Below are 22,191 nucleotides of genomic sequence, written 5' to 3' on the forward strand. Positions count from 1 at the left end.
ACGGTCACGGCGTGGCATCCGACGCCAGTCGTCAAGACTCCCCCCGCGCCGCCGGCAGGGTTTCCGCGAAGTCCGCCCGCGCCGGTGTCGCCGGGCTCCTCAAGGGCTTCGCCCGGCACCCGATCATCGTCTCCCGCGTGGTCGCGACGAAGGTGAAGTCCGACCCGGTCCGCGTGGCCCAGGCAGCGGCCGAGGCGCTCCCGCCCCGGCTGCGTCCCGTCGTGGGCAGCGTCGCCTGGCCGACCGCCCGCCGGGCGCGGCGCATTGTCCGCAAGCTCGGCATGCGCGTGGTCAAGGGCCCGTGGAACGACGCCAAGACCGCCTGGGACGCCGGTCGCGTCAGCGAGGCCGCCGAGCTGTTGGAGGCGCACACCAAATACCCGTTCGTCAAGCGCAGGGCGGCCTACTACCGCGGTGAGCTGGCCGCGATCAGCCCTGACCCGATCCCGCCCGCGCCCAAGGTCGCCATCCTCAGCCGGGTCAAGGACCGCGTCCTGCACGTGGTCACGAACGCGCTGCCGTACACGCAGGCCGGCTACACCGTGCGCACCCACCGCATCGTCACCTCGCAGAAGGCCGCGGGCATCGACCCGCACGTGGTGACCAGCTGGGGCTGGCCGATGCTGCAGGGGCACGCCGACGCGGCGCCGTACGAGGAGATCGACGGCATCCCCTACCACCGGCTGCTGCCGGACGGGCACGGCGAGATGCCGTTCGAGACCCAGGGGCGCATCATCAGGGGCGCCGACGCGGTCACCAGGATCGTGACCGAGCTGCGCCCGCAGATCCTGCACGCCGCCACCGACCACCGCAACGGCTCCATCGCCCACGCCGTGCGCGACCGCACGGGCACCCCGTTCGTCTACGAGGTGCGCGGCTTCCTGGAGGAGACCTGGGCCTCGCGTGACCCGATCAGGGTCGGCAGCCAGCGTCATCTGCTCCAGCGCGAGCGCGAGGCGTTCCTGATGCGCGAGGCCGACGCGGTCGTCACGCTGGCAGAGACCATGGCGACCGAGATCGTCGAGCGCGGCGTGCCCAGGGAGAAGATCCACCTGGCGCCCAACGCCGTCGACGACTCCCTGCTCACGGCCGACTACGACGGAGCGTCGTTCCGGCGCGCGTACGGGATCGGCGACGACGAGCTCGTGGTCGGGTCGGTGTCGAGCATCGTGGCCTACGAGGGGTTCGCCACCCTGCTGCGGGCGGCGGCGCTGCTGCGCGACGACCACACGCCTGTGCGGGTGCTCATCGTGGGCGACGGCACCGAGCGCGAGAACCTGCTGGAGCTGGTCGACGAGCTGGGCCTGCGCGATGCGATCCTGCCCGGCCGGGTCGGCCCCGACGAGGCCCTGCAGGCCCAGGACGCGATCGACGTCTTCGCCTGCCCGCGCGAGGATCTGCGCGTATGCCGACTCGTTACGCCATTGAAACCCGTCGAGGCGATGGCGCTCGGCAAGCCCGTCGTGCTCAGCGATCTGCCCGCCCTGTCCGAGCTCGTCGGCTCGGACGGCGCCGGTCTGCTGGTGCCGCCGGGCGATCCGGCCGCGCTCGCCAAGGCGCTCGCCGGACTCCGGGAGGACCCCGCCAGGCGCGCTGAGATGGGCGAGGCCGGGCGCGCGGAGGTCGCGGCGAAGCGCACGTGGAGCCGCGTCGCCGAAACCTACCAAGCTCTCTACCGATCGCTTACGGATCGTTGACCTCCATGTTGTCTGTCTCTCATGACGGGTTCGGTCGCATTAGGCGTGAGCTAGGTGGACTTGAGATAACCTTTGCGACCATGAAGTGTTGTTTCCGGCTCCCAAAGGCACAGCTGTGACAGAAATCGACTTGGCTGTCATCGGCTTGGGCTACGTCGGCATGCCGCTCGCCAAGGAGGCGGTGGCTGCCGGTCTGCGGGTCGTCGGCGTGGAGGTCGACCCCGTCAAGGTCGAGGCACTCAACGCCGGGCAGTCCTACATCGATGACCTGACCGACGCCGACCTCGATCACATGCTGGCCAACGGGTTCAGCGCCACGCTCGACGAGTCCGTGCTGAGCAGGAGCAACACGATCGTCATCTGCGTGCCCACCCCGCTCGACGAGGACCACCGTCCCGATCTGTCGGCCGTGGAGGGCGCCACCCGCACCGTGGCGCGCAACCTCACCAAGGGCACGCTCGTCGTGCTGGAGTCGACCACCTGGCCCGGCACCACCGACGAGGTGGTCAGGCCGGCGCTGGAGAGCGACTCGGGTCTCGTCGCCGGCGAGGACTTCCACCTGGCCTTCTCGCCCGAGCGCATCGACCCGGGCAACCCCAAGTTCGGCCTGAGCAACACGCCCAAGGTCGTCGGCGGCTACACCGCGACCTGCCGCGACCGCGCGAAGGCGTTCTACGGGCAGTTCATCGAGCAGGTGGTGCCGGTCAGCGGCACCCGCGAGGCCGAGATGGCCAAGCTGCTGGAGAACACCTACCGGCACGTCAACATCGCCCTCGTCAACGAGATGGCGATCTTCTGCGACGAGCTCGGCATAGACCTGTGGGAGTCGATCGAGGCCGCGGCGACCAAGCCGTTCGGCTTCCAGAAGTTCCTGCCGGGGCCGGGCGTCGGAGGCCACTGCATCCCCGTCGACCCGTCGTACCTGTCGTACACGGTGCGCAAGCTGGGCTACCCGTTCCGGTTCGTGGAGCTGGCCCAGGAGATCAACGAGCGGATGCCCTCGTACGTGGTCAACCGAGTGCAGCGGCTGCTGAACCGGCATAAGAAGCCCGTGAACGGCGCAAAGGTCGTTATGCTCGGCGTCACTTACAAACCGGACATCGCCGACGAGCGTGAGACCCCGGCGCTTCCCGTGGCGCGTGCGCTGCTGGAGCTGGGCGCCGAGCTCTCGTTCGCGGATCCGTACGTCAAGGAGTGGTCGGTGGACGGCACCCCGGTGCCGCGTGAGGAGGATCTGGCCGAGGCCGTGATCAACGCGGACGTGACGCTGCTCCTGCAGCAGCACGCCGCTTTCGACCTCGACATGGTCGAGGCGAAGGCCAGGCTCGTGCTCGACACCCGCGGCGTCCTCGCCGAGGGTGAACGCGTCGAGCGGCTGTAGCGACGGAGGGCTGCGCGCAGTGCACGTGCTCGTCATGACGGTGGTGCATAACCCCGAGGACGCGAGGATTCTGCACAGGCAGATCCGTGCCCTCGTGGATGCCGGTCATGAGGTCACGTACGCCGCGTCCTACACGGCTCACGGCGTCGTCCCCCGGCCGTGGGTGACCGGGGTCGATCTCCCGCGGGCCGCCCAGCGTAAGCGGATCGCCGCGGTGTGGGCCGCGCGCCGGCTGTTCAAGCGCATGCGCGACAAGGTGGACCTCGTCCTCATCCACGACCCCGAGCTGCTGTTCGCGGTGTGGGGCGTGCGTAACAGGCCGCCCGTGGTGTGGGACGTCCACGAGGACACCCCGGCCACGCTGTCGCTGAAGCCGTGGCTGCCGGCGCCGCTGCGGCCGCCCGTGCGCTTCCTCGCCCGGCTGCTGGAGGGCACCGCCGAGCGCCACATGCACCTGCTGCTGGCCGAGACCGCGTACGCGGGCCGGTTCAAGCACGCCCACCTCATCGTGCCGAACGAGACCTGGGTGCCCGACTCGGTGACGCCCCCGGGCGACGACCGCGTGGTCTACCTGGGCTGGCTGTCGAGGGCCAGGGGCGTGTACGAGGCGGTCGAGGTGGCCCGGCTGCTGCAGCCGTACCGCGTGACGGTGGAGCTGATCGGCTACGCCGACCAGCAGAGCCGTCCGATGCTCAACCAGGCCGTGCACGACGGCCTGCTGGAGTGGCGCGACTTCATGCCCAACGACGAGGCGCTCAAGCGGCTCGACGGGGCGCTGGCGGGGCTGTCGCTGCTGCACGACGAGCCGAACTACCGGCACTCCATGCCCACGAAGATCGTGGAGTACATGGCTCACGGCATCCCCGTCATCACCACGCCGTCGCCCCGCGCGGTCGAGCTGATCGAGCGCTACGAGAGCGGCGTCGTGGTGCCCTGGCAGGACCCGAAGGCGGTGGCGCAGGCCGTGCTGACGCTCCGCGACGACGTACGCGAGCGGCAGGCCCAGGGCGCGCGCGGCTACGCGGCCGCCCGCGCCAACCATCACTGGCCCAACTCCGCGAAGCGGTTCGTCTCCCAGCTGGAGGCCTGGGCCGGGGTCAAGCACTGAATCACACGAGGGCGGTTGGGTTTCCTGAACGTGCGCTGGCTCTTCCTGGTCGTGGGCGCGGTCGTGGCGGCCGTGGTGGCCGCCGTGATGATCGTGCTGCCGGACTCGTCCGACGAGCCCGCGAAGGAGGCCGGCTCCAAGGCGGCGCCGACGCCGTCGAGGACGTTCCCGACCCCTCGGGTGAGCGAGTTCACCGACCCCTGTGGAACGTTCGACACCGGTGAGGCCGCCCCCTACGCCGTCACCGGCTACTGGATCACCCCGACGTCCAACCCGTGCACCTGGCGCAAGCAGCTCCAGGAGATCCACCGCGTCGGCGGCGACACGATCATCCGGATCGGCTGGGGCCTGCAGTACCGCACGGTCTCCGACGACGGGGAGGTGCTGGCCAAGGACGGCACCGTCGACCCCCTCTACGAGGCGTGCGAGGAGGACGGCCTGACCTGCCACGACGCCGCCATGCGTGATCTGAAGGAGGCCAATCCGAAGAACCGGATCGGCCGCATGTACGTCTACAGGACCGACGAGTCGTTCGGCCCCGAGGTGTTCCGCTGCCCCGAGATGGAGCACGCCATCCCGATCGGCAAGCGGATCTACTACCGCCTGCTCACCCAGCCCGACGGCTCCGACGACGCCACCTGCGACTTCACCGGCAAGCCCGACTCGTACGACATGATCCTCATAGCGGGCTCGCCCAACGACAGCCTGGGCGAACTGCTCGACCTGGGCGACCAGTTCGGGATGCGGGTCTTCCCCGCGCTGCCGCTGGCCCCCCGCGACTCCAGGACGCCGACCAAGGCCGAGCCGCGCCACCTCGGCACGCTGACCACGCTGACGCGGCGCATCCTGCAGGACTACGGCGTGCGCTTCGCCGACCGCCCCTCGCTCGGCGGGGTCTACCAGCCGTTCGAGGTGCAGATGTCGGAGACGCTGGCGGACAATCCGACGCTGGACGTCTACTCCGACCAGCACACGATCGTCGAGCAGGAGCTGCCCGGCAAGCCCATCCTGATCAGCCCCTACCTCGACGCGCGCAAACGGGTGGCCTTCGGCCGGACGCCCCGGCAGGTCGCCGAGGGGTTCAAGGCCCTGGTGAAGACCGGGGTCGGCATCATCGCGCCGCAGGACAGCCGGGGCACCGGCAAGGTCGGCCTGTTCTGGCCCGACGAGCGCGACCAGGAGGTGGACGAGCGGCTGCGGCCGGTGGTGGGCGAGGCGACGTACGACACCGCCTACCACGGGTCCACGCGCGACTACTACCGCGAGATGGCCGCGGCCCGGCTGGAGCTGCTCGACGCCGGATACCAGGTGCAGCTGTGGGCGAACGTGGAGGCGTTCGAGCCGTCCGGCGACCGGCCGTGCGCCCCGACGGGCACGCGCGGCAAGACCGACAAGAAGCGCCTGGACCAGGCGGTGACGATGGCCGGGCGATACGTCCAGAAGATCGTCTCCTACATGTGGAGCGACTTCATGACCTGCGGCGAGCCGTCGCTGGAGACGGAGATCCTCCGGGACTGGCAGCGGCCGATCGCCGTCGACGCCATCCGCACGCCGCGCGACGTCCAGGACGGCGTCGAGGTGCGCGGCTACAACCTCAAGGACAGCACCGTCACCCTGCAGTGGTCGGGCGGCACGAAGGAGCTGGTGGTCTCGTCCGTCGGCTGGCTGGACGAGAACCCGATCGAGGGCGAGCTGCCCGAGGGCATGGCGACCGCGTGGGTGCCGTTCGACTGGAGTCAGGTGCAGACCGGGGAGTGGGTGCGGATCAGCGTGCGCCTGCCGTCCGGCCAGGAGAGCACCGAGCCGTTACACGTCCGCATCCTCACCTGAGCCGCCTGATCGCGCGGTTCGCCGGTGGTGGGAGGTCCGTGTAACGTGCCGTCCATGGTCCCGAGCGTCCCGGTCAGCGTCGACCTGGTCGTGCTCACCGTCCGTAACCAGGCACTGAGCGCCCTGGTGTGGCGGCGCGACAGCCCGCCGTTCCTGCGCCGCTGGTCGTTGCCCGGCGGCTTCATCCAGCTCGACGAGGACCTCCCGGCCGCCGCCCACCGCATCCTCGCCGAGCGCGCCGGCCTCCCGGGCGCGCCGGTGCACCTGGAGCAGCTCCAGACGTACGGCTACCCCGACCGCGACCCCCGCCAGCGCGTGCTCAGCGTCGCCTACCTCGGTCTCGCCCCCGACCTGCCGGCCTCGGAGAAGGCCCACATGAGCTGGCAGCCGGTCGACGCCCTGACCGTCATGGCCTTCGACCACCGCCGCATCATGCTCGACGGCGTCGAACGCGCCCGGGCCAAGCTGGAGTACACCTCGCTGGGGGCGGCGTTCTGCCCGCCCGAGTTCACGGTGGCCGATTTGCGCCGGGTCTACGAGATCGTCTGGGGCCGCCGGCTCGACCCGCGCAACTTCCACCGCAAGGTCACCAAGGCCGAGGGCTTCCTGGTGGAGACCGGCGAGACGACGACCCGCGACGGCGGCCGGCCCGCCAAGCTCTACCGCCGCGGCCCCGCCGAGCTGCTCCACCCGCCGATGCTGCGCAGCCTCAGAGACTGACCCGGTCCCCGCGGCCCACCTGGGTGATGCCGCACCGAGCCGCTCCTTTTATGGTTAGGCCATGCCTCGTTTCCGCAAGATCCTCGACACCGTGGCCCCTTACAAGCCGGGCAAGTCCGTGGCCGCGCCGGCCGGCGGGCGGTCGTACAAGCTGTCCTCCAACGAGTCGCCCTACGAGCCCCTGCCCTCCGTGGTCGAGGTGATCGCCAAAGCGGCGCGCGAGGTCAACCGCTATCCCGACCCCACGAGCATGCGGCTGATGGAGGCCATCGCGGAGCGCCACGACGTCCCGACCGGCCACGTCACGCTCGGCCCCGGGTCCGTCACGATCGTGCAGCAGCTGCTCACGTCGGTCGCCGATCCCGGCACCGAGTCGGTGTACGCCTGGCGGTCGTTCGAGTCCTACCCGCTGCTGTCGGACCTGGCGGGCATGACGTCGGTCAGGGTGCCGCTGGCGGGCGAGGAGCACGACCTCGGCGCGATGGCCGAGGCGATCACCGACCGCACCCGCATCGTGTTCGTCTGCACCCCGAACAACCCCACCGGCGTCGCCGCGCGCCGGTCGCAGCTGGAGGAGTTCCTCGACCGGGTGCCCGAGCACGCGCTGGTGGTGCTCGACGAGGCCTACCACGAGTACGTGCGCGACGCCGACGTCCCCGACGGCCTGACCCTCTACCGCGACCGGCCCAACGTGGTCGTGCTGCGCACCTTCTCCAAGGCGTACGGGCTGGCCGGGCTGCGCGTCGGCTACATGATCGCGCAGGAGCCGGTGGCGGCGGCCGTCCGCAAGACGATCGTGCCGTTCGCCGTCAACCACCTCGCCCAGGCCGCCGCCATCGCCTCGCTGAAGGCGGAGGACGAGCTGCTGGAGCGGGTCGAGCAGGTGGTCAAGGAGCGCACGCGGGTGCGCGAGGCGCTGGTCGAGCAGGGCTGGACGGTCCCGCCGACCGAGGCGAACTTCGTCTGGCTGCGCTTCGACGACGAGCAGCGCACGCTCGCCTTCACCGACGCGTGCGCCGCCGCGGGCGTCGCCGTGCGGCCGTACCCGCCCGACGGTGTCCGCGTCTCGATCGGCACCCCGGAGGCGAACGACGTCCTGCTCCGGGCGGCGGACGCGTTCCGCAACGGCTGAGGAACGGTCTCGGGGGCGTGCCGTGGAGCGGCTGCGATCGAGGATCGCCATCGGGGTGGTCGGCCCGCACGATCTGGTGGAGCGGATCGTGCACGTCGGTGCGGGCCTGCCGACGGCGGCGACGTTCCGGCTGGTGAGCGCCTCCCAGGACGAGAAACTCAGCAAGATCACCGGCAGCGTCGACGCGGTGCTGTTCACCGGCCCGCTCCAGTACGACCTGGCCACGCAGGCGGGTGAGCTCGACGTCCCGGCCACGTACGTGCCGGTGAGCGGGGCCGGGCTCTACGCGGCGCTGCTGCGCGGCGCGCTGGGGCAGGGCGTCGACCCGGCCCGGGTCAGCATCGACTCCATCGCGCCCGCCGAGGTCGCCGAGGCGTACGACGAGATCGGCCTGCCCACGGCGGGCGTGCACGTCCGCGAATACCTGGGGCCCGACTCGGTGCGCGGCTTCGCCGGCTTTCACGAGCGTCTCCACCGCGAGGGCGCCACCACGGCGGCCCTCACCACCGTCCGCACCGTCGCCACCAGACTGACGGCCGACGGGGTGCCGGTGCTGCGCATGACCCCCGCCGCGAGCACGGTGCGCCGGGCCATCGACACCGCCGCGCTGCTCGGTGCGGGCAACCGGGCGCAGGAGTCGCAGATCGCGATCGCGCTGGTGTCGCCCGTGGCCAGGCCGGGCACCGCCGATCCCGGCGACTACCGGCAGCAGGAGCTCAGGCTGCTGCTGCACCGGTCGCTGCTGGCCGACGCGCGGCTGATGGGCGCCACGGTCGTGCCGCGCGAGGAGCACGCCTACGCGCTGATCACCACTGCGGGGGCGCTGTCGCGGGTCACCGACGGCTTCCGGACGGCGCCGTTCGTCGACCGGGTGCGCGCCGACGTGGGTCTCGACGTGGTGTGCGGCCTCGGTCTCGGCGGCACGGCCAGGGACGCCGACGCCCACGCCGCGACCGCGCTCGACCGGGCCCGCGCCGTGGGGGCGGCGGCGTTCCTGGTGGACGGCGACGGCGTGGCGCTGCCGCTGCCCGCGCACGGGCGCGCCGGCACCCGCACGGGCGGCAGCCCCGGCACGGTCACGGAGCCGGGCTCCCGGGCGGTCACGGAGCCCGGCTCGCGGGCGGTGAGGATCCGCGACCGGCTGGTCGAGCGGCTCGGCCCCGGCTGCGTGGTGGTCGACGCCGAGACCGTCGCCGAGATCCTCGGCCTCGCGCCCAGGAGCGCCAGGAGGGTGCTGCAACACCTGGTGGAGGAGGGCCTGGCCTGGGCACTGCCCCCGGTACGGCCGACGCAGGCGGGTCGCCCCCGTCAGCCGTACCGCCTCATCACGCGCTGAACGCCCGGGCCCGCCGGCGTCAGCGGCGCGCGCCCCAGTTGAGATAGGCCACGCCCAGCAGGTGGGAGCCCTGGTCGACCTGCAGCTCACGGCCGACGTAGACGGACAGGGCGTGCGGGTGCAGCGCCTCGTCCCAGGGAGTCAGGGCCATCCAGCGGGGCGCCTGCAGATACTGGCCGGCCGCCGCGAAGCCGCCGGTGCCGTCCACGCGCAGCGTCGTGGTCGGCACCCCCTGCGGGTCGGTGGTGGCCATGTTCCTGGTGTAGGCGCGGGCGAGCCGGACCATGTCGGCGCCGTTGAAGCCGAGCTGGTTGCGGAAGGCCAGGACGGCGAACTCCACGTCGATGGCGCCGTGGCTGAGGTCCTCGATCTGCCGGGCGCCGTTGCCCGACGGGGTGAACTCGGAGATCTCCTGGCTCTTGGTGAAGCCGCGGTAGGTGTGGCCGAACGTCGGCCAGTACGACCAGGTGGAGGCGTCGTTCGGGCCGGGCTTGAGCTCGCGGGCGAACGTGCGCGCCAGCGCCCGCACCCGGTCGCCGTAGAAGCGGTCGCCGGTCGCGGCGTAGATCTCGGCGTAGGTCTGGCCGAGCGCGAGGAACTGGTTGGTCGGCTGCTCGGTGCCGTCGTAGGCGAGGGGGGTGCCCTTGTTCCAGACGAAGTAGCCGTACCCGTCGTCGGTCTGGCGCCACTCGTCGTCGTGCGCGGCGGCGGCGTCGCGCACCGCCTGAAGGTATTCCTCCGCTTTCGCACGATATTTCGGGACAGAATGCAGCGTCGGCGTGCCGAGCACCACCCGCGCGAACGACGCCATGCCCCACGTGATCATCCCGGTGTGCACCGTGAAGACCACCGGCTGGGAGACCAGCGGCGTGCTGCCCGCGGCCGGCACCCCGTCCCCCAGCGCCTTGGCCGTGACCAGCATGGACGACGGATACGCGGCCAGGATGCGGTCGGGGGCGAAGTCGGGCGAGGCCGGGTCCATGGTCAGGTCGGCGAAGGTCGACGTGGTGCCGGTCCTGCCGCGTACCTCCAGCGTGAACCGCCCCTCGGACGTGCCCGAGCGCACGGTCACGGTGGTCAGGTCGGCGTAACTCACCGCGCTGCGCACCTCCAACGCCGGCCGCCCGTCGGCGTCGTTCAGCGTGACCTTGCCCAGCGTGTACGGATGCATGGCGCGCCAGGCCGGCAGCGATCGCCCCTTGTAGTCGGTGACGCCGCGCTCGGAGTCGCGGTTGGCCAGCATCTGGTCGACGGTCTCGATCACCCGGTCCAGGTAGTGGGTGTCCTTGTAGGTCTCGTACATCCTGACGAAACCGGCCAGGGCGTAGGACTGGCCCCACGCCAGCCCGCCGTGCTCGTTGGTGCCCGCCGCCTGCTCCCCGCCGGTGCCGGCGTACCAGGTGCGGTCGAAATGGTCGAAGGTCTCGCGGGAGGTGTAGTCGTATCCGTCGGCGAGGGCCCGGGTGGCCGGCGCCAGGGCGAGCGCGCCGGCGGCGAGCGCTCCTAAGCCGAACTGCCTGCGTGTCAACATCGGGTGCTTCTCCTTCCGCGCGGGCGTCAGCCCTTCACCGCGCCGCGCATTCCTTCGAGAACGTGCCGTTGCATGAGCATGAAGACGACCACGACCGGGACGATCGACAGGATCGTGCCGGCCGCGAGGGAGCGGACGTCGGTGCCGGTGATGCCGGCGAGGTAGGCGACGCCCAGGGCGATCGGATACTTGGCGGAGTCCTTCAGCACCACCAGCGGCCACAGGAAGCTGTTCCAGACCGAGATGAAGCCGAAGATGGCGAGGATGGCCAGGGTCGGCCTGGCCGCCGGCAGCATGACGTGCCAGAAGATGCGCAGCTCGTGGCAGCCGTCCGTGCGGGCGGCGTCCACGATCTCGCGCGGCACCCCGGCGAACGTCTGGCGGAGCAGGAAGATCCCGAACGCCGACAGGATGCCGGGCAGGATCACCCCCGCGAAGGTGTCGGCCATGCTGAGCTGCGAGACCACCATGAAGCGCGGGATCAGCATGACCTCGCTGGGCAGGAACATCGTGGACAGGATGGCGAAGAAGATCAGGTTGCGTCCCCTGAACCGCATCTGCGCCAGCGGGTACGCGCACAACGCCGACACGATGAGGTACGCCGGCACGGTGATCGCGACGTAGATCACCGAGTTCCACATGTACTGCGGGAACGGGATGGACGTCCACGCCTCGATCACCCAGTCCAGCACGGGCGGCCTGGGGATGACGTCGGGCGGGAACGAGAAGACGGCCTGGTGGGAGGGCTTGAGCCCGGCCGACAGCAGGATGAGGAACGGCCCGACGAAAGCGAGGGCGATCGCCGTCAGCAGGATGTACGTCCCGGCTCTGCGCAGGATCACGCGACCACCGCCTGTCCCTTGTTGACCCGGTGGTTGAGCACGGCCATGCCGATCATCAGCACCCAGAGCACCAGGCCCATGGCGCTGGCGTAGCCCATCTCGTAGTGCTCGAAGGCGGCGGACCAGATGTAGTAGCCGAGCGTGAGGGTGGCGTCCTGCGGGCCGCCCCTGGTCATGACGTAGATCGAGGTGAAGGCCTGCATGGAGTCGAGCATCTCCATGGTGAAGGCCACCGCGATGTAGGGCGCCATGAGCGGGACGGTGATGCGGCGCAGCCGTACCCAGGCGCCGGCGCCGTCGACCTTCGCGGCCTCGTACAGGCTGGTGGGGATCGTCTGCAGGCCGGCGAGATAGATCATCATGTAGAACCCCATGCTCTTCCAGCCCTCGACCAGCACCAGCGCGGGCAGGGCCCAGAAGGGGTCGAGCAAGTACTGGATCGGCTGGTCGAGCAGCCCGAAGGCGGTGAGCATCCAGTTGAGCACGCCCTGCTGGTGGAAGACGTACTCCCAGGCCACGCCGACGGCGACCATCGAGGTCACGACCGGCAGGTAGTAGAGCATCCGGAACGTCCTGATGCCCGGCACTTTCTGGTTGACCAGGACGGCGAGCAGCAGCGGCAGCACGACGAGCAGCGGGAACATCCCGATGAGGAAGAGCACCGAGTTGAGCAGCGACTTCCAGAAGCGCTCGTCGCCGAGCATGCGGGTGAAGTTGTCCATCCCGGCGAACGTGGGCGGCGAGACCACGTCGTAGTGGAGAACCGACAGCTGGATGGCAGTGACGGCCGGCCAGGCGAAGAACACCCCGAACAGGACGAGGGCGGGCAGCGCAAACAGATAGGGGGTGTACCACCGCTGTCCGGGCATCCGGGTGGCGGCCACAGGCATCACATCCTTAGTGCCATCCTAAGCAGTGATAAGGGACGGCCATAATTTGGAGGGAGCGTATAATCGGTGCCCAGTCAGGTCAAGAGTGCCCGGCTATTGACGAATACTGCGAAAGACTGTCACGCTGCCGAAAGTGAGATAAAGGACGGCCATATTAAGAGGAGGTTTCGTCCATGTCTCGTCGAGCCTTACTGGCATGTGCGCTCGCGCTAACCCTCGCCACCGGGTGCGTGCCGGGCACCACCACGAGCAGCGCCCCCCAAACCGCCTCGGCCGGCCAGCCCTTCGAGGGCGAGGTGGAGTTCTGGACGATCAACCTGAAGAAGAACTACAGCGACTACATCACCGGCCTCATCGCCGAGTACCAGCGGCAACACCCCAAGGTGAAGGTCAACTGGGTCGACGTGCCCGGCGCCGAGAGCGCGACCAAGCTGCTCGCCGCCGTGGCCAGCGGCGACGTGCCCGACGCCGTCAACGTCAACTCCGTCGAGCTGGGCCGCTTCACGCCCTCGCTCGAACCCCTCGACGCCTACTTCGACCAGGCCGCGCTCGCGGACTTCCAGCCCAACCTGGTCGAGCCGCTGCGCTTCGACGGCAAGCTGTACGCGGTGCCGTGGTACAACGGTGGCGCCCCCGTCGCGATGTACCGCAAGTCCGTCGTCGAGAAGGCCGGCTTCGACGAGAAGGCCCCGCCCGCGAGCTTCGACGAGGCCCTCGCGCTGGCCGACAAGGTCTACCAGGAGACCGAGGTCCACGGCATGAACAGCATCCCCGACGTCAACGTGCTGCGTTACTACGGGATCGAGCCGCTGTCGGCCGACAGGAAGACGGCCACCTTCAACACGCCCGAGGCCGTGACGCTGCTGGAGAAGTTCAAGAAGAGCTACGACGGCAAGGGCATCGCGCCCGGCGCCATCTCCAAGGACGTCCGCGCGCTGCCGCAGTCGCTCGACAACGGCCAGGTCGCCTTCAAGCCCATGGCCAACGCCGCCGAGCTGCTCAACACGCAGAAGAACGCCCCCGACGTCTACGACGACCTGGCCGTCACCGAGCCGGTGAAGATGAACACCGGCGGCTTCCTGCTGCTGGCGCAGCAGGCGTTCTCCATCCCGAAGGCGTCGACGAACAAGAAGGCCGCCGCCGAGTTCATCAAGTTCTTCACCAACGGCGTCAACCAGCTCGCCTTCTGCAAGATCGTGCCGATCTACCCCTCGACGATCTCCTCGACCAAGGACCCGTTCTTCACCGAGGCCGCCGGCGGCGACCCGATGGCCACCGCCCGCCAGGTGATCGTGAAGGGCCTGCCCCAGTTGCAGTACAAGCCGCTCGGCACCGACAAGGACGCCGAGCTGGGCGAGTACTTCCTGGAGGAGGTCAGGGGTTTCCTGCAGGGAAGCCAGAGCGCACAGGATGCGCTCGACGCAGCCGAAGAGAAATGGAACCAAGCCCTTGCTGCCTAAGTTGAGGGTCGGCATCGTCGGCACCGGCATCATGGGGCGCGGCCACGCGGAAGTGCTGGCCGCGCACCCGGACGCCGAGGTCACCGCGGTCTCGCGCAGGCCGCTCGGCGACGCCGCCGTCTACCCCGACCACCACGCGCTCATCGCCTCCGGCACGGTCGACGCCGTGTCGGTCACCACGCCCGACCACCTGCACGCCGACGTGATGGTGGCCGCGGCGGAGGCCGGCCTGCACATCCTGGTGGAGAAGCCGTTCACCACCACCGTGGCGGACGCCGACAGGGCCGTCGCCGCGATCCGGGCGGCGGGCGTGGTGGCGATGTGCCTGTTCAACCACCGCTGGGTGCCGGCGTACGCGCAGGCGAAGGAGCAGATGGCGCTGATCGGCGAGCCCGTCGTCGGCTACGCGCGCAAGAACGACACCATCTACGTCCCCACCGAGATGATCGGCTGGGCGGACCGGACGACGTGCGCGTGGTTCCTGTCCAGCCACGACATCGACCTGGTCACCTGGCTGTACGACGACGTGGCGGTGGAGGTGTTCGCCACCGCGCGCCACGGGAAACTGCGCGGCATGGGCATCGACACCCCCGACGCGATGCAGATCCAGGTGCGCTACAGCCGCGGCGCCGTCGCCACCTTCGAGTCGGCCTGGATCTACCCCAACACCTTCCCCACCACGGTGGACAGCTACGTCACCGTCGCCGGCGAGGACGGCGTGATCCAGCTCGACCGCCAGAAGGAGAACATCCAGGTGGCCACCGACAAGGCCTACACCTACCCGCGCAACATGCTGCAGCGCGTGGTGCACGGTCAGCCCGCCGGCGCCTACCGCGACGCCATCCACCACTTCGTGGACTGCGCCCGCACCGGCGCCGAGCCGCTCATCTCGGTGGAGAGCTCCCGTCAGGTGACCGCCGTGCTCGCCGCCGCGCACGAGTCGGCCAGGACCGGGCGGCCGGTGAAGCTGTGACGTACGTGGAGAAGCCGCCGCACGTCCACGAGACGCGCATGCGGCGCATCAGCGACGAGGACCTGCTGGCCGCGCTCGGCGCCGCCGGCGTCGCGGAGACCCGCCACTGGCGCCGGCCCAAGCCGCTGTGGGACCTCGGCAGGGACGAGGTCGAGGCGGCGGACGCCCTGATCGGCCAGGAGGTCGACTTCCTCGACAAGAGCCGCGGCCGCTCCCGCCTGTACGGCTTCCACTACCTGCGCTGGATGATGCCCCTGGTGTCCGCCTACGCCCGCACGGGCGACCCGGTGTACGCCAAGGAGTGGGACCGCCTCTTCACCCGCTGGTACGACACCAGGGACCAGGTCGAGGGCGACTGGCCTGGGCTCGACGTCGTTTGGTACTCCCTCGGCGTCTGGGCCCGTTCGATGCACGTCAACGCGGCGCTCGCGGTGTTCGCCGAGGAGCCCGCGCTCAGTGACGGGTGCTGGGCGCGCATGCTCAAGACCGTCATCGGCGGCGCCCGCTGGGCGGCGGAGGAGCACGACGAGTTCCGGCACGGCAACTGGCAGTTCGTCTGCGCCTGCGAGCTGCTGCACGCCGCCACCCTCTATCCGGAGCTCCCGGAGGCCGCCTCGTGGGCGCGGGTCGCGCGGGCGCGCATCCTCGACCACCTCGAACGCGACGTGCGCGCCGACGGCGGCCACCACGAGCGCTCGCCGGGCTACCACGTCATGGTCCTGGAGTCGTTGCAGCGCGCGGTGGCGCTGGACCCGGAGATCGCGGAGCATCCCAAGGTCGCGGCCATGCACGCGTGGCTGGCCGCGCTGGAGGCGCCCGGCGGCTGGGTCCCGCACCTGCAGGACAGCGGCGTGGTGTGGCCGGCGGAGCTGCTCGCCAAGGGCCCGAAAGTCGCCGTGCCGGATGGCTCCCACCTGCTGGCCGCCAGCGCGTACGCGGTCATGCGGAACGCCGGCCTGTACGCGGTCGTCAACTACGGCCCGTACGTCGGCCACGAGCTGGAGCCGCACAGCCACCACGCCGCGCTCGACTTCGTGCTGGCCGACCGGGACGGGCCGCTGGCCTGGGAGGCCGGCGGGCCGCCGTCGTACGACGACCCCGGCTACTACGACTGGTACCAGGCCACCCGCGGCCACAACACGCTCCTGGTGCCCGGCCAGGACTACACCGAGGACCGGCGGGCCGAGCTCGACCTGTTCGTGACGGGCGAGCACGCCGACGTCTTCGCGGGCCACCACCACGGCTACGCGCGGCGGCACGACCGCAGGATCGTCTTCGTCCGCGACGAGCCGTCGTACTGGCTGGTCACCGACACGATCGACGCCGAGGCGATCTGGCAGCTGCACGGCCTGGAGCCGTGGCGTCCGCACGGCTCCGGCTACGTCAGCGGGCGCGTCCTCGTCGTCCCGGCCGGCCCGCCCGACGAGGTCGTCCACGGGAACGGTCCCGCCCGCATCCCCGACCAGCGGACCCGCACCGCGGAGTACGGCGAGATCCACTCGCTGGGACTGCGCAGACGCGACGGCAGGTTCACCGTCGCCATCGTCCCCTTCCACGGTGAACCGCCCGAGGTCACCGTGACCGAGTCCGGCGTCACGATCGACGGCACCACCGACACGTTCAGCGCGTACGGCTGGAGCCGGGGGGAGAGCTCCCAGCACTGGGGCGGCGATGAGTGAGGACCTGCCGGTCCTGATCGACGCGGACGCCATGCTGGGCCGCCACCCGCGACGCGACGTGGGCGGCGGAACAGCGGCCGAGCTGCTGGCCGCCATGGACCGCGTCGGCGTCTCGGGGGCACTCGTCACGAACATGACCTCCTGGCTGCACGACCCCGCGCGCGGCAACCGCGGGCTGCTCGGCCTCGTCGCCGGGGAGCCCAGGCTGAGCCCGTGCTGGGTGCTGCTGCCCGACACCTGCGGCGAGATCGGCGCCGGCTTCGCCGAGGCCGCCGTGGCCGCCGGGGTCCGCGCCGTGCGCGCCTTCCCCGCCGACCACGGCTACGACCTCGCGGGCCCCGACGTCGCCCCCGTGCTGGACGCCCTGTCGTCCGTACGGCTGCCGCTGCTCGTGGACGCGGGGCAGGCGGGCTGGCCGGTCGTGGAGGCCGTCGCGCGGGCGCATCCGCGGCTGCGCATCGTCGTCGGAGGCGCGGGATACCGGATGTTGCGGCAGATCGCCGGGGTGCTCGACCGCGCCCAGAACGTGTACGTCGGACTGGCCGACCTGTCCTCCCACCGAGGGCTCGAATGGCTGGTCGAACGGTTCGGAGCGGGCCGGTTCGTCTTCGGCACAGGGGCGCCGTACCGCGATCCGGCGGAGGCGGTCACCCGGCTGCTCTGGTCGGAGCTGGACGACGCCCAGGTGGCGGCGATCGGCGGGGGCAACCTCCGCCGGCTGATCGGGCAGGAGGTCAGAGCGGCATGAACCGGCTGGCACAGGCCGTGTGGGAACGGCGGCCGCAGACCGTGACGCGCATCGTGGACGCGCACGCCCACGCGGGGCCGTACAGCGTGTTCTTCATCCCCGACCCGGACCCGGCGGGGATGCTGCGGGTCATGGACCGGTGCGGGGTGGCGCACGCGGTGCTCTCCAGTCACCTCGCGATCCAGCTCGACGCCGCGGCCGGGAACGCCGCCACGGCGGCGATCGTCGACCAGGCCCCCGACCGCTTCAGCGGCTACCTCACGGTCAACCCCTGGCAGGACCCGGAGGGGGAGCTGGCCCGCTGGGGGGACGATCCCCGGTTCGCCGGGATCAAGATCCATCCGGACCTGCACGACTACCCGCTCACCGGCGCCCGCTACGCGCCGGTGTGGGAGTTCGCCGCGGCGTCGCGGTTCCCGGTGCTCACGCACACCTACAGCGGCTCGCCGTACAACGACCTGCACCACGTGGACGAGGTGGCCGCGCGCCATCCCGGCGTGACCGTGCTCGCCGGGCACTCCGGGGTGACGCCGCTCGGCATCGACCAGGCCATCGAGGTGGCCAAGCGGCACGAACGCGTCATCCTGGAGGTGTGCGGCTCGTACAACTCGGGGGCGGATATCGTACGGATGGTGCGTGAGGTGGGCCAGGACCGCGTGGTGTACGGCTCCGACTTCCCCTTCATCGATCTTCGGATGTCGCTGGGCCGCATACTGTTCTCTCAACTCACGGAAGAGGAAAGAGCAGCGGTGCTCGGGGGGACCGTCACCGGGTTGCTCGGCGGACGAGGGGCGTGACGTGGAGCGGCTTCGATCCAAGATCGCGATCGGTGTGGTCGGTCCTCATGATCTGGTCGAGCAGATCGTGCACATCGGGGCGACCCTGCCGACGGCCGGCACCCTGCGGCTCGTCGGCGCGCCGCACGCGGGCGAGAACGAGACGCACGAGAAGCTCAGCAAGATCATGGGCAGCATCGACGCCGTGCTGTTCACCGGACCGCTCCAATACGACCTCGCCCGGCAGTCGGGCGAGATCAGCGTCCCGGCCACGTTCGTCCCGGTGAGCGGGTCGGGCCTGTACGCCACGCTGCTGCGCGGCGTGCTCGCCCACGGCGTCGACCCGGCCAGGGTGAGCATCGACTCCATCGCCCCCGACGAGGTCGCCGAGGCGTACGACGAGATCGGCGTGCCCATGTCGGCGGTGCACGTGTCCGAATACCTCCAGCCCGACTCCGTGCGCGACTTCATCGGTTTCCACGAGCGCCTGCACCGCGAGGGCGCCACCACCGCCGCGCTCACCACGGTCCGCACGGTCGCCACCCGGCTGGAGGCCGACGGGGTGCCGGTGCTGCGCATGATGCCGTCCACGAGCACGTTGCGGCAGGCCATCAACACCGCGGCGCTGCTCGGCGCCGGCAACCGGTTGGAGGAGGCGCAGCTCGCGATCGTGCTGGTGTCGCTGGCGGCCTCCGTCCGGCCCGGCCACTCCGGTCCGGGCAACTACTGGCAGCAGGAGCTCAAGCTGCGGCTGCACCGGGCGCTGCTGGCCGAGGCGCGGCTGATGGGCGCCACGGTGGTGCCGCGCGAGGAGAACACCTACGTGGTGACCACCACGGTGGGTGCGCTGTCGCAGGCCACCGACGGGTTCAGGGTGGCGCCGTTCATGGACCGGGTGCGGGCCGACGTCGGCTTGGAGGTGGAGGTCGGTCTGGGGCTCGGCCACACCGCCAGAGACGCCGACGCGAACGCCGTGACGGCGCTCGAACGCGCCCGCGCGGCGGAGGCGGCGGCCGCGTTCATGATCGACAGTGATGGGAACGCGGTGTCCCTGCCCATGCGCCGGCGGGGGCCGGCGGACGTCGTGCGCGAGCCCGCCGACTCCAAGGCGGTCAAGATCAGGGACCGGCTCGTCCAGACGCTCGGCGAGGATCCCGAGGCCATGGTCGTGGACGCGGAGATCGTCGCGGAGATCCTGGGTGTGGCGCCGCGGAGCGCGCGACGGGTGCTGCAGAACCTGGTGGAAGAGGGCCTGGCCTGGGCGCTGCCCCCGGTGAAGTCCGCCCAGGCGGGCCGCCCCCGCCAGCCGTACCGCCTCATCGCGGGCTGACCTGCGACGGGCCGCGGGTCAGGCGAGGAAGGCGGGGGTCACCAGGGAGTGGAGGGTCCAGCCGAGGGTGGCGTAGAGGGCCTGGCCCTGGTCCGTGGCGACCAGCACGCCGCTGCGGGCGCCCCGGGAGACCGCGGCGGCCTCGAGGCTCTTCATGATCACGCTGCCGAGGCCGCGGCGGCGGTGCCCGGCCGCCGTCTCCACCTGGTCGACGATCGCAGTCGTGCCCGCCAGCGCGATCTGGCCCCGCGCGGCGACCTCGCCGCCCGCCGTCAGCAACCGCGCGACCGTGACGCCGGCCCGCGTGGTGACCGCCGGGACGTAACCGGCGGGAGTGCGCGGCAGGGCGCGCGACAACGAACGCGTGACCATCATGTACTCCTGCTCCTTCACGGACCAGGCCGGCGGCAGGTGGGGAGCGACCGCCTCGGCGGGCCCGCAGAGCTTGAGCCAGGTGCCGGGGGCGGTGACGGCCCGGGTCAGGCGGGCCAGCAGCTCGGGTGTCGGACAGGGCACGATGTGCCGGGCCACGTGCCCCGGCAGTCCCACGTCCACGCGCAGCCCCCACGGCTCGCGTACGGCCCTGGGGGTGTGGCGGGAGACGACCCAGCCATCGACCCATGCCTGGACTGTCATTGAATGGGCGGTTTTGAGAACCTCCGTCACGGAGGACAGCCTATGGTCTGCCCTAAATTCGCCGACGGGGCATACCAGGATAAAAAGGATTCGGCGTGGCACTGCCTTGACGCGCCCCCCGCCCGGTAGGGTCCTCGGTGTGCGCGTTGAGATTCATGGTCACCGAGGAGCTCGCGGCCTGTGGCCCGAGAACACTCTGCCGGGGATGAGCCGCACGATGGAGCTGGGCGTGCATGCGCTCGAGCTCGACGTCGCGCTCACCGCCGACCGCCGTCTCGTGCTCACGCACGACCTCACCGTCTCGGCCGTCACCAGCGCCGATCGCGGGCCGGTCCACGCCGGCGACCCGCTCTACCCCTACGTCGGCAAGCCGATCAACGCCCTCACCCTGGCGCAGCTGCGCACGCTCGACGTCGGCGTACGCCTGCCGCGCCACCCCGACGACCCCTTCGCGCTGACGCAGGTGCCGATGCCCGAGACCCGCATGCCGACGCTCGGCGCGGTGCTCGGCCTGGTCGACGCCTACGAGGCCGAGGGCGTGCGCCTGCATGTCGAGCTCAAGTCCGACCCCACCCGACCGCAGCTGACGGCCGACCCGGCGATGTTCACCGAGATGGTGGTCGAGGAGCTCGACAAGCACGGCCGGCTCGGCAACGCCGCGATTCTCAGCTTCGACTGGCGCGTCATCGGCCACGCGGCCCGGCTCGCCCCCGGCACCCGTCGCTTCGCCCTGATCGAGCCCGACACCCTCCACTGGAACGACGGCGTGGGCGACGACGTGCCCGCCGCGGCGCGCGAGGCCGGGGCCACCACGCTCTCGCCCGAGCACGTCATGGTCGACGAGCGGTTCATGGCGCGGGCGTCCGCCGCCGGGCTCGACGTGGCGGTCTGGACGGTCAACGACGCCGCGCTCGCGGGCCGGATGCTCGGCCTCGGAGTGGCCGGCGTCGTCACCGACTACCCCGACCGGATGCGCGAGCTCTGGCGCGAGCGGGGCCTGGAGCTCCCCGAGCCCGTCGCCCCGCTGCGCCCCGTGGGCGTCTGACCTTCAGAGCCAGCCGTTGCGGCGGAAGCCGCGGTGCAGCAGTACGCAGGCCGTCACCATGACGGCCAGCACCGCCGGGTAGCCCCACACCTGCTTGGTCTCCGGCATGAAGTCGAAGTTCATCCCGTAGATGCCGGCGATCATCGTGGGCACCGCCAGTATGGCCACCCACGACGAGATCTTGCGCATGTCCTCGTTGGCGAGGGCGTTGGAGCGGGCGAGCGCGGCCTGCAGGATCGAGCTGCACAGCTCATTCGACGACTCCACCTGCTCGCACACCCGCGACAGGTGGTCGCCGACGTCGCGGAAGTATTCGCGCATCTCCGACGGGATGACGCGGCGCTGGGGGAGCGCCGAAAGCGGCGACAACAGCGGCGTGACGGCCCGCTTCATCTCCAGCATCTCGCGCTTGAGCTGGTAGATGCGGTTGATGTCGCGGGAGCTGACGTCGGCGAACACGGTCGCCTCGACCTCTTCGAGCTCCAGCTGCATCAGGTCGGCCACCTGCAGGTACTGGTCGACCACGTGGTCGGCGATGGCGTGCAGGACGCCCGCCGGACCGCGCCTCAGCAGCTTGGGGTCGCCTTCGAGGCGCTCGCGGACGATGGTGAGCGGGCAGTGTTCGCCGTGGCGCACGGTCACCACGAAGTCGACGCCGAGGAAGACCATGATCTCGCCGGTGGCGATGATCTCGCCGTCGGACGGGCCGTGGTCGAGGTAGGCGAGGGTCTTCAGCACCATGAACAGCGAGTCGCCGTACCGCTCGACCTTGGGGCGCTGGTGGGCCTTGACGGCGTCCTCGACGGACAGCGGGTGCAGGCCGAACACCCCGGACAGCCACTCCACCTCGGGAGCGGCCGGCTCGTGCAGACCCACCCAGACGAACGCGTTGGGGCCCTCGGCGTCCCTGTTGTGCTCGCGTACGAGGCGCAGGGCCTCCGCGATGCCGGGGGTGCTCACCTTCCTGCCCTCGACGTAGGCGCCGAACTCGACGACCGAGTCGACGGGGGGCAGCCGGACATCTCGCAACGGCTTGGTCAGCTGGTGAGCGGCACGCGACGGCACGGGGTGACGGTT

19 protein-coding genes are annotated in these 22,191 nt (G+C 70.8%); 14 read left to right on the plus strand and 5 right to left on the minus strand.

The window, feature by feature from the left end:
* Positions 1–11 precede the first annotated feature (11 nt).
* From E1286_RS08585 to E1286_RS08615, 7 genes are all read left to right on the plus strand, one after another.
* On the plus strand, positions 12–1,697 hold the full coding sequence (locus tag E1286_RS08585) for a glycosyltransferase family 4 protein (protein WP_132610474.1): 1,686 nt from the start codon (positions 12–14) through the stop codon (positions 1,695–1,697).
* Between the two features lie 130 nt (positions 1,698–1,827).
* On the plus strand, positions 1,828–3,078 hold the full coding sequence (locus tag E1286_RS08590) for a nucleotide sugar dehydrogenase (protein WP_281282641.1): 1,251 nt from the start codon (positions 1,828–1,830) through the stop codon (positions 3,076–3,078).
* Positions 3,079–3,097: 19 nt separating this feature from the next.
* Positions 3,098–4,186 (plus strand): glycosyltransferase, encoded by a 1,089-nt coding sequence (locus E1286_RS08595; RefSeq protein ID WP_132610478.1) that lies wholly within the window; start codon positions 3,098–3,100, stop codon positions 4,184–4,186.
* A gap of 15 nt (positions 4,187–4,201) precedes the next feature.
* Complete coding sequence (locus E1286_RS08600) at positions 4,202–6,016, plus strand: DUF4434 domain-containing protein (RefSeq protein WP_246074596.1); 1,815 nt, start codon at positions 4,202–4,204, stop codon at positions 6,014–6,016.
* A 54-nt stretch (positions 6,017–6,070) separates the two neighbouring features.
* The gene (locus E1286_RS08605; protein ID WP_132610480.1) at positions 6,071–6,736 is read left to right on the plus strand and encodes an NUDIX hydrolase; all 666 of its coding nucleotides are present in this window, start codon (positions 6,071–6,073) and stop codon (positions 6,734–6,736) included.
* Positions 6,737–6,797: 61 nt separating this feature from the next.
* Positions 6,798–7,868, plus strand: coding sequence for a histidinol-phosphate transaminase (gene hisC, locus E1286_RS08610; RefSeq protein ID WP_187368139.1), 1,071 nt, complete (start codon positions 6,798–6,800; stop codon positions 7,866–7,868).
* Positions 7,869–7,890: 22 nt separating this feature from the next.
* Positions 7,891–9,204 carry a transcriptional regulator gene (locus E1286_RS08615; RefSeq protein ID WP_132610482.1) on the plus strand — a complete coding sequence of 438 codons (1,314 nt, stop codon included), beginning with the start codon at positions 7,891–7,893 and terminating at the stop codon, positions 9,202–9,204.
* Positions 9,205–9,223: 19 nt separating this feature from the next.
* Here E1286_RS08615 and E1286_RS08620 read toward each other — a convergent pair whose 3' ends face one another.
* From E1286_RS08620 to E1286_RS08630, 3 genes are read right to left on the minus strand one after another with little or no spacing between them, the layout of a single operon-like run.
* The gene (locus E1286_RS08620; RefSeq protein ID WP_132610484.1) at positions 9,224–10,735 is read right to left on the minus strand and encodes a hypothetical protein; all 1,512 of its coding nucleotides are present in this window, start codon (positions 10,733–10,735) and stop codon (positions 9,224–9,226) included.
* Positions 10,736–10,761: 26 nt separating this feature from the next.
* On the minus strand, positions 10,762–11,577 hold the full coding sequence (locus E1286_RS08625; RefSeq protein ID WP_132610486.1) for a carbohydrate ABC transporter permease: 816 nt from the start codon (positions 11,575–11,577) through the stop codon (positions 10,762–10,764).
* Entirely contained in the window at positions 11,574–12,467 is an 894-nt protein-coding gene (locus tag E1286_RS08630; RefSeq protein WP_132610488.1) for a carbohydrate ABC transporter permease, read from the minus strand. The genes E1286_RS08625 and E1286_RS08630 overlap by 4 nt, the downstream gene beginning before the upstream one ends.
* Positions 12,468–12,697: 230 nt before the next feature.
* Here E1286_RS08630 and E1286_RS08635 point away from each other — a divergent pair, with 230 nt between their 5' ends.
* From E1286_RS08635 to E1286_RS08660, 6 genes are read left to right on the plus strand one after another with little or no spacing between them, the layout of a single operon-like run.
* Positions 12,698–13,927 carry an extracellular solute-binding protein gene (locus E1286_RS08635; RefSeq protein WP_165969645.1) on the plus strand — a complete coding sequence of 410 codons (1,230 nt, stop codon included), beginning with the start codon at positions 12,698–12,700 and terminating at the stop codon, positions 13,925–13,927.
* Positions 13,917–14,900 (plus strand): Gfo/Idh/MocA family protein, encoded by a 984-nt coding sequence (locus E1286_RS08640; RefSeq protein ID WP_246074597.1) that lies wholly within the window; start codon positions 13,917–13,919, stop codon positions 14,898–14,900. The genes E1286_RS08635 and E1286_RS08640 overlap by 11 nt, the downstream gene beginning before the upstream one ends.
* Positions 14,897–16,579: a heparinase II/III family protein gene (locus E1286_RS08645; protein ID WP_132610494.1), complete on the plus strand. Its 1,683-nt coding sequence runs from the start codon at positions 14,897–14,899 to the stop codon at positions 16,577–16,579. The genes E1286_RS08640 and E1286_RS08645 overlap by 4 nt, the downstream gene beginning before the upstream one ends.
* A complete protein-coding gene (locus E1286_RS08650; RefSeq protein ID WP_132610496.1) occupies positions 16,572–17,327 on the plus strand; it encodes an amidohydrolase family protein in 756 nt (251 codons plus the stop codon). Before E1286_RS08645 ends, E1286_RS08650 begins: the two co-directional genes overlap by 8 nt.
* On the plus strand, positions 17,324–18,124 hold the full coding sequence (locus E1286_RS08655; RefSeq protein ID WP_132610498.1) for an amidohydrolase family protein: 801 nt from the start codon (positions 17,324–17,326) through the stop codon (positions 18,122–18,124). Before E1286_RS08650 ends, E1286_RS08655 begins: the two co-directional genes overlap by 4 nt.
* Before the next feature lies 1 nt (position 18,125).
* Positions 18,126–19,433, plus strand: coding sequence for a GTP cyclohydrolase IIa (locus E1286_RS08660; protein ID WP_132610500.1), 1,308 nt, complete (start codon positions 18,126–18,128; stop codon positions 19,431–19,433).
* A gap of 18 nt (positions 19,434–19,451) precedes the next feature.
* Here the strand turns inward: E1286_RS08660 and E1286_RS08665 are convergent, their stop codons facing one another.
* On the minus strand, positions 19,452–20,069 hold the full coding sequence (locus E1286_RS08665) for a GNAT family N-acetyltransferase (protein WP_246074598.1): 618 nt from the start codon (positions 20,067–20,069) through the stop codon (positions 19,452–19,454).
* Positions 20,070–20,208: 139 nt separating this feature from the next.
* On the opposite strand from E1286_RS08665, the gene E1286_RS08670 reads away from it, so the two are divergent.
* Positions 20,209–21,114 (plus strand): glycerophosphodiester phosphodiesterase family protein, encoded by a 906-nt coding sequence (locus E1286_RS08670; RefSeq protein ID WP_132610502.1) that lies wholly within the window; start codon positions 20,209–20,211, stop codon positions 21,112–21,114.
* A 3-nt stretch (positions 21,115–21,117) separates the two neighbouring features.
* Here E1286_RS08670 and corA read toward each other — a convergent pair whose 3' ends face one another.
* Positions 21,118–22,179, minus strand: coding sequence for a magnesium/cobalt transporter CorA (gene corA, locus E1286_RS08675; RefSeq protein WP_342776174.1), 1,062 nt, complete (start codon positions 22,177–22,179; stop codon positions 21,118–21,120).
* Between the last annotated feature and the right edge of the window lie 12 nt (positions 22,180–22,191).

The organism is Nonomuraea terrae (assembly GCF_004348995.1).
GTDB classification, from domain to species: Bacteria; Actinomycetota; Actinomycetes; order Streptosporangiales; family Streptosporangiaceae; genus Nonomuraea; species Nonomuraea terrae.

Excerpts from the sequence above, each read along its gene's own strand:
- E1286_RS08605 (WP_132610480.1), top strand. The coding sequence starts at position 6,071 with ATGGTCCCGAGCGTCCCGGTCAGCGTCGACCTGGTCGTGCTCACCGTC.
- hisC (WP_187368139.1), top strand. The coding sequence starts at position 6,798 with ATGCCTCGTTTCCGCAAGATCCTCGACACCGTGGCCCCTTACAAGCCG.
- E1286_RS08620 (WP_132610484.1), bottom strand. The coding sequence starts at position 10,735 with ATGTTGACACGCAGGCAGTTCGGCTTAGGAGCGCTCGCCGCCGGCGCG.
- E1286_RS08630 (WP_132610488.1), bottom strand. The coding sequence starts at position 12,467 with ATGCCTGTGGCCGCCACCCGGATGCCCGGACAGCGGTGGTACACCCCC.
- E1286_RS08650 (WP_132610496.1), top strand. The coding sequence starts at position 16,572 with ATGAGTGAGGACCTGCCGGTCCTGATCGACGCGGACGCCATGCTGGGC.
- E1286_RS08655 (WP_132610498.1), top strand. The coding sequence starts at position 17,324 with ATGAACCGGCTGGCACAGGCCGTGTGGGAACGGCGGCCGCAGACCGTG.
- E1286_RS08665 (WP_246074598.1), bottom strand. The coding sequence starts at position 20,069 with ATGACAGTCCAGGCATGGGTCGATGGCTGGGTCGTCTCCCGCCACACC.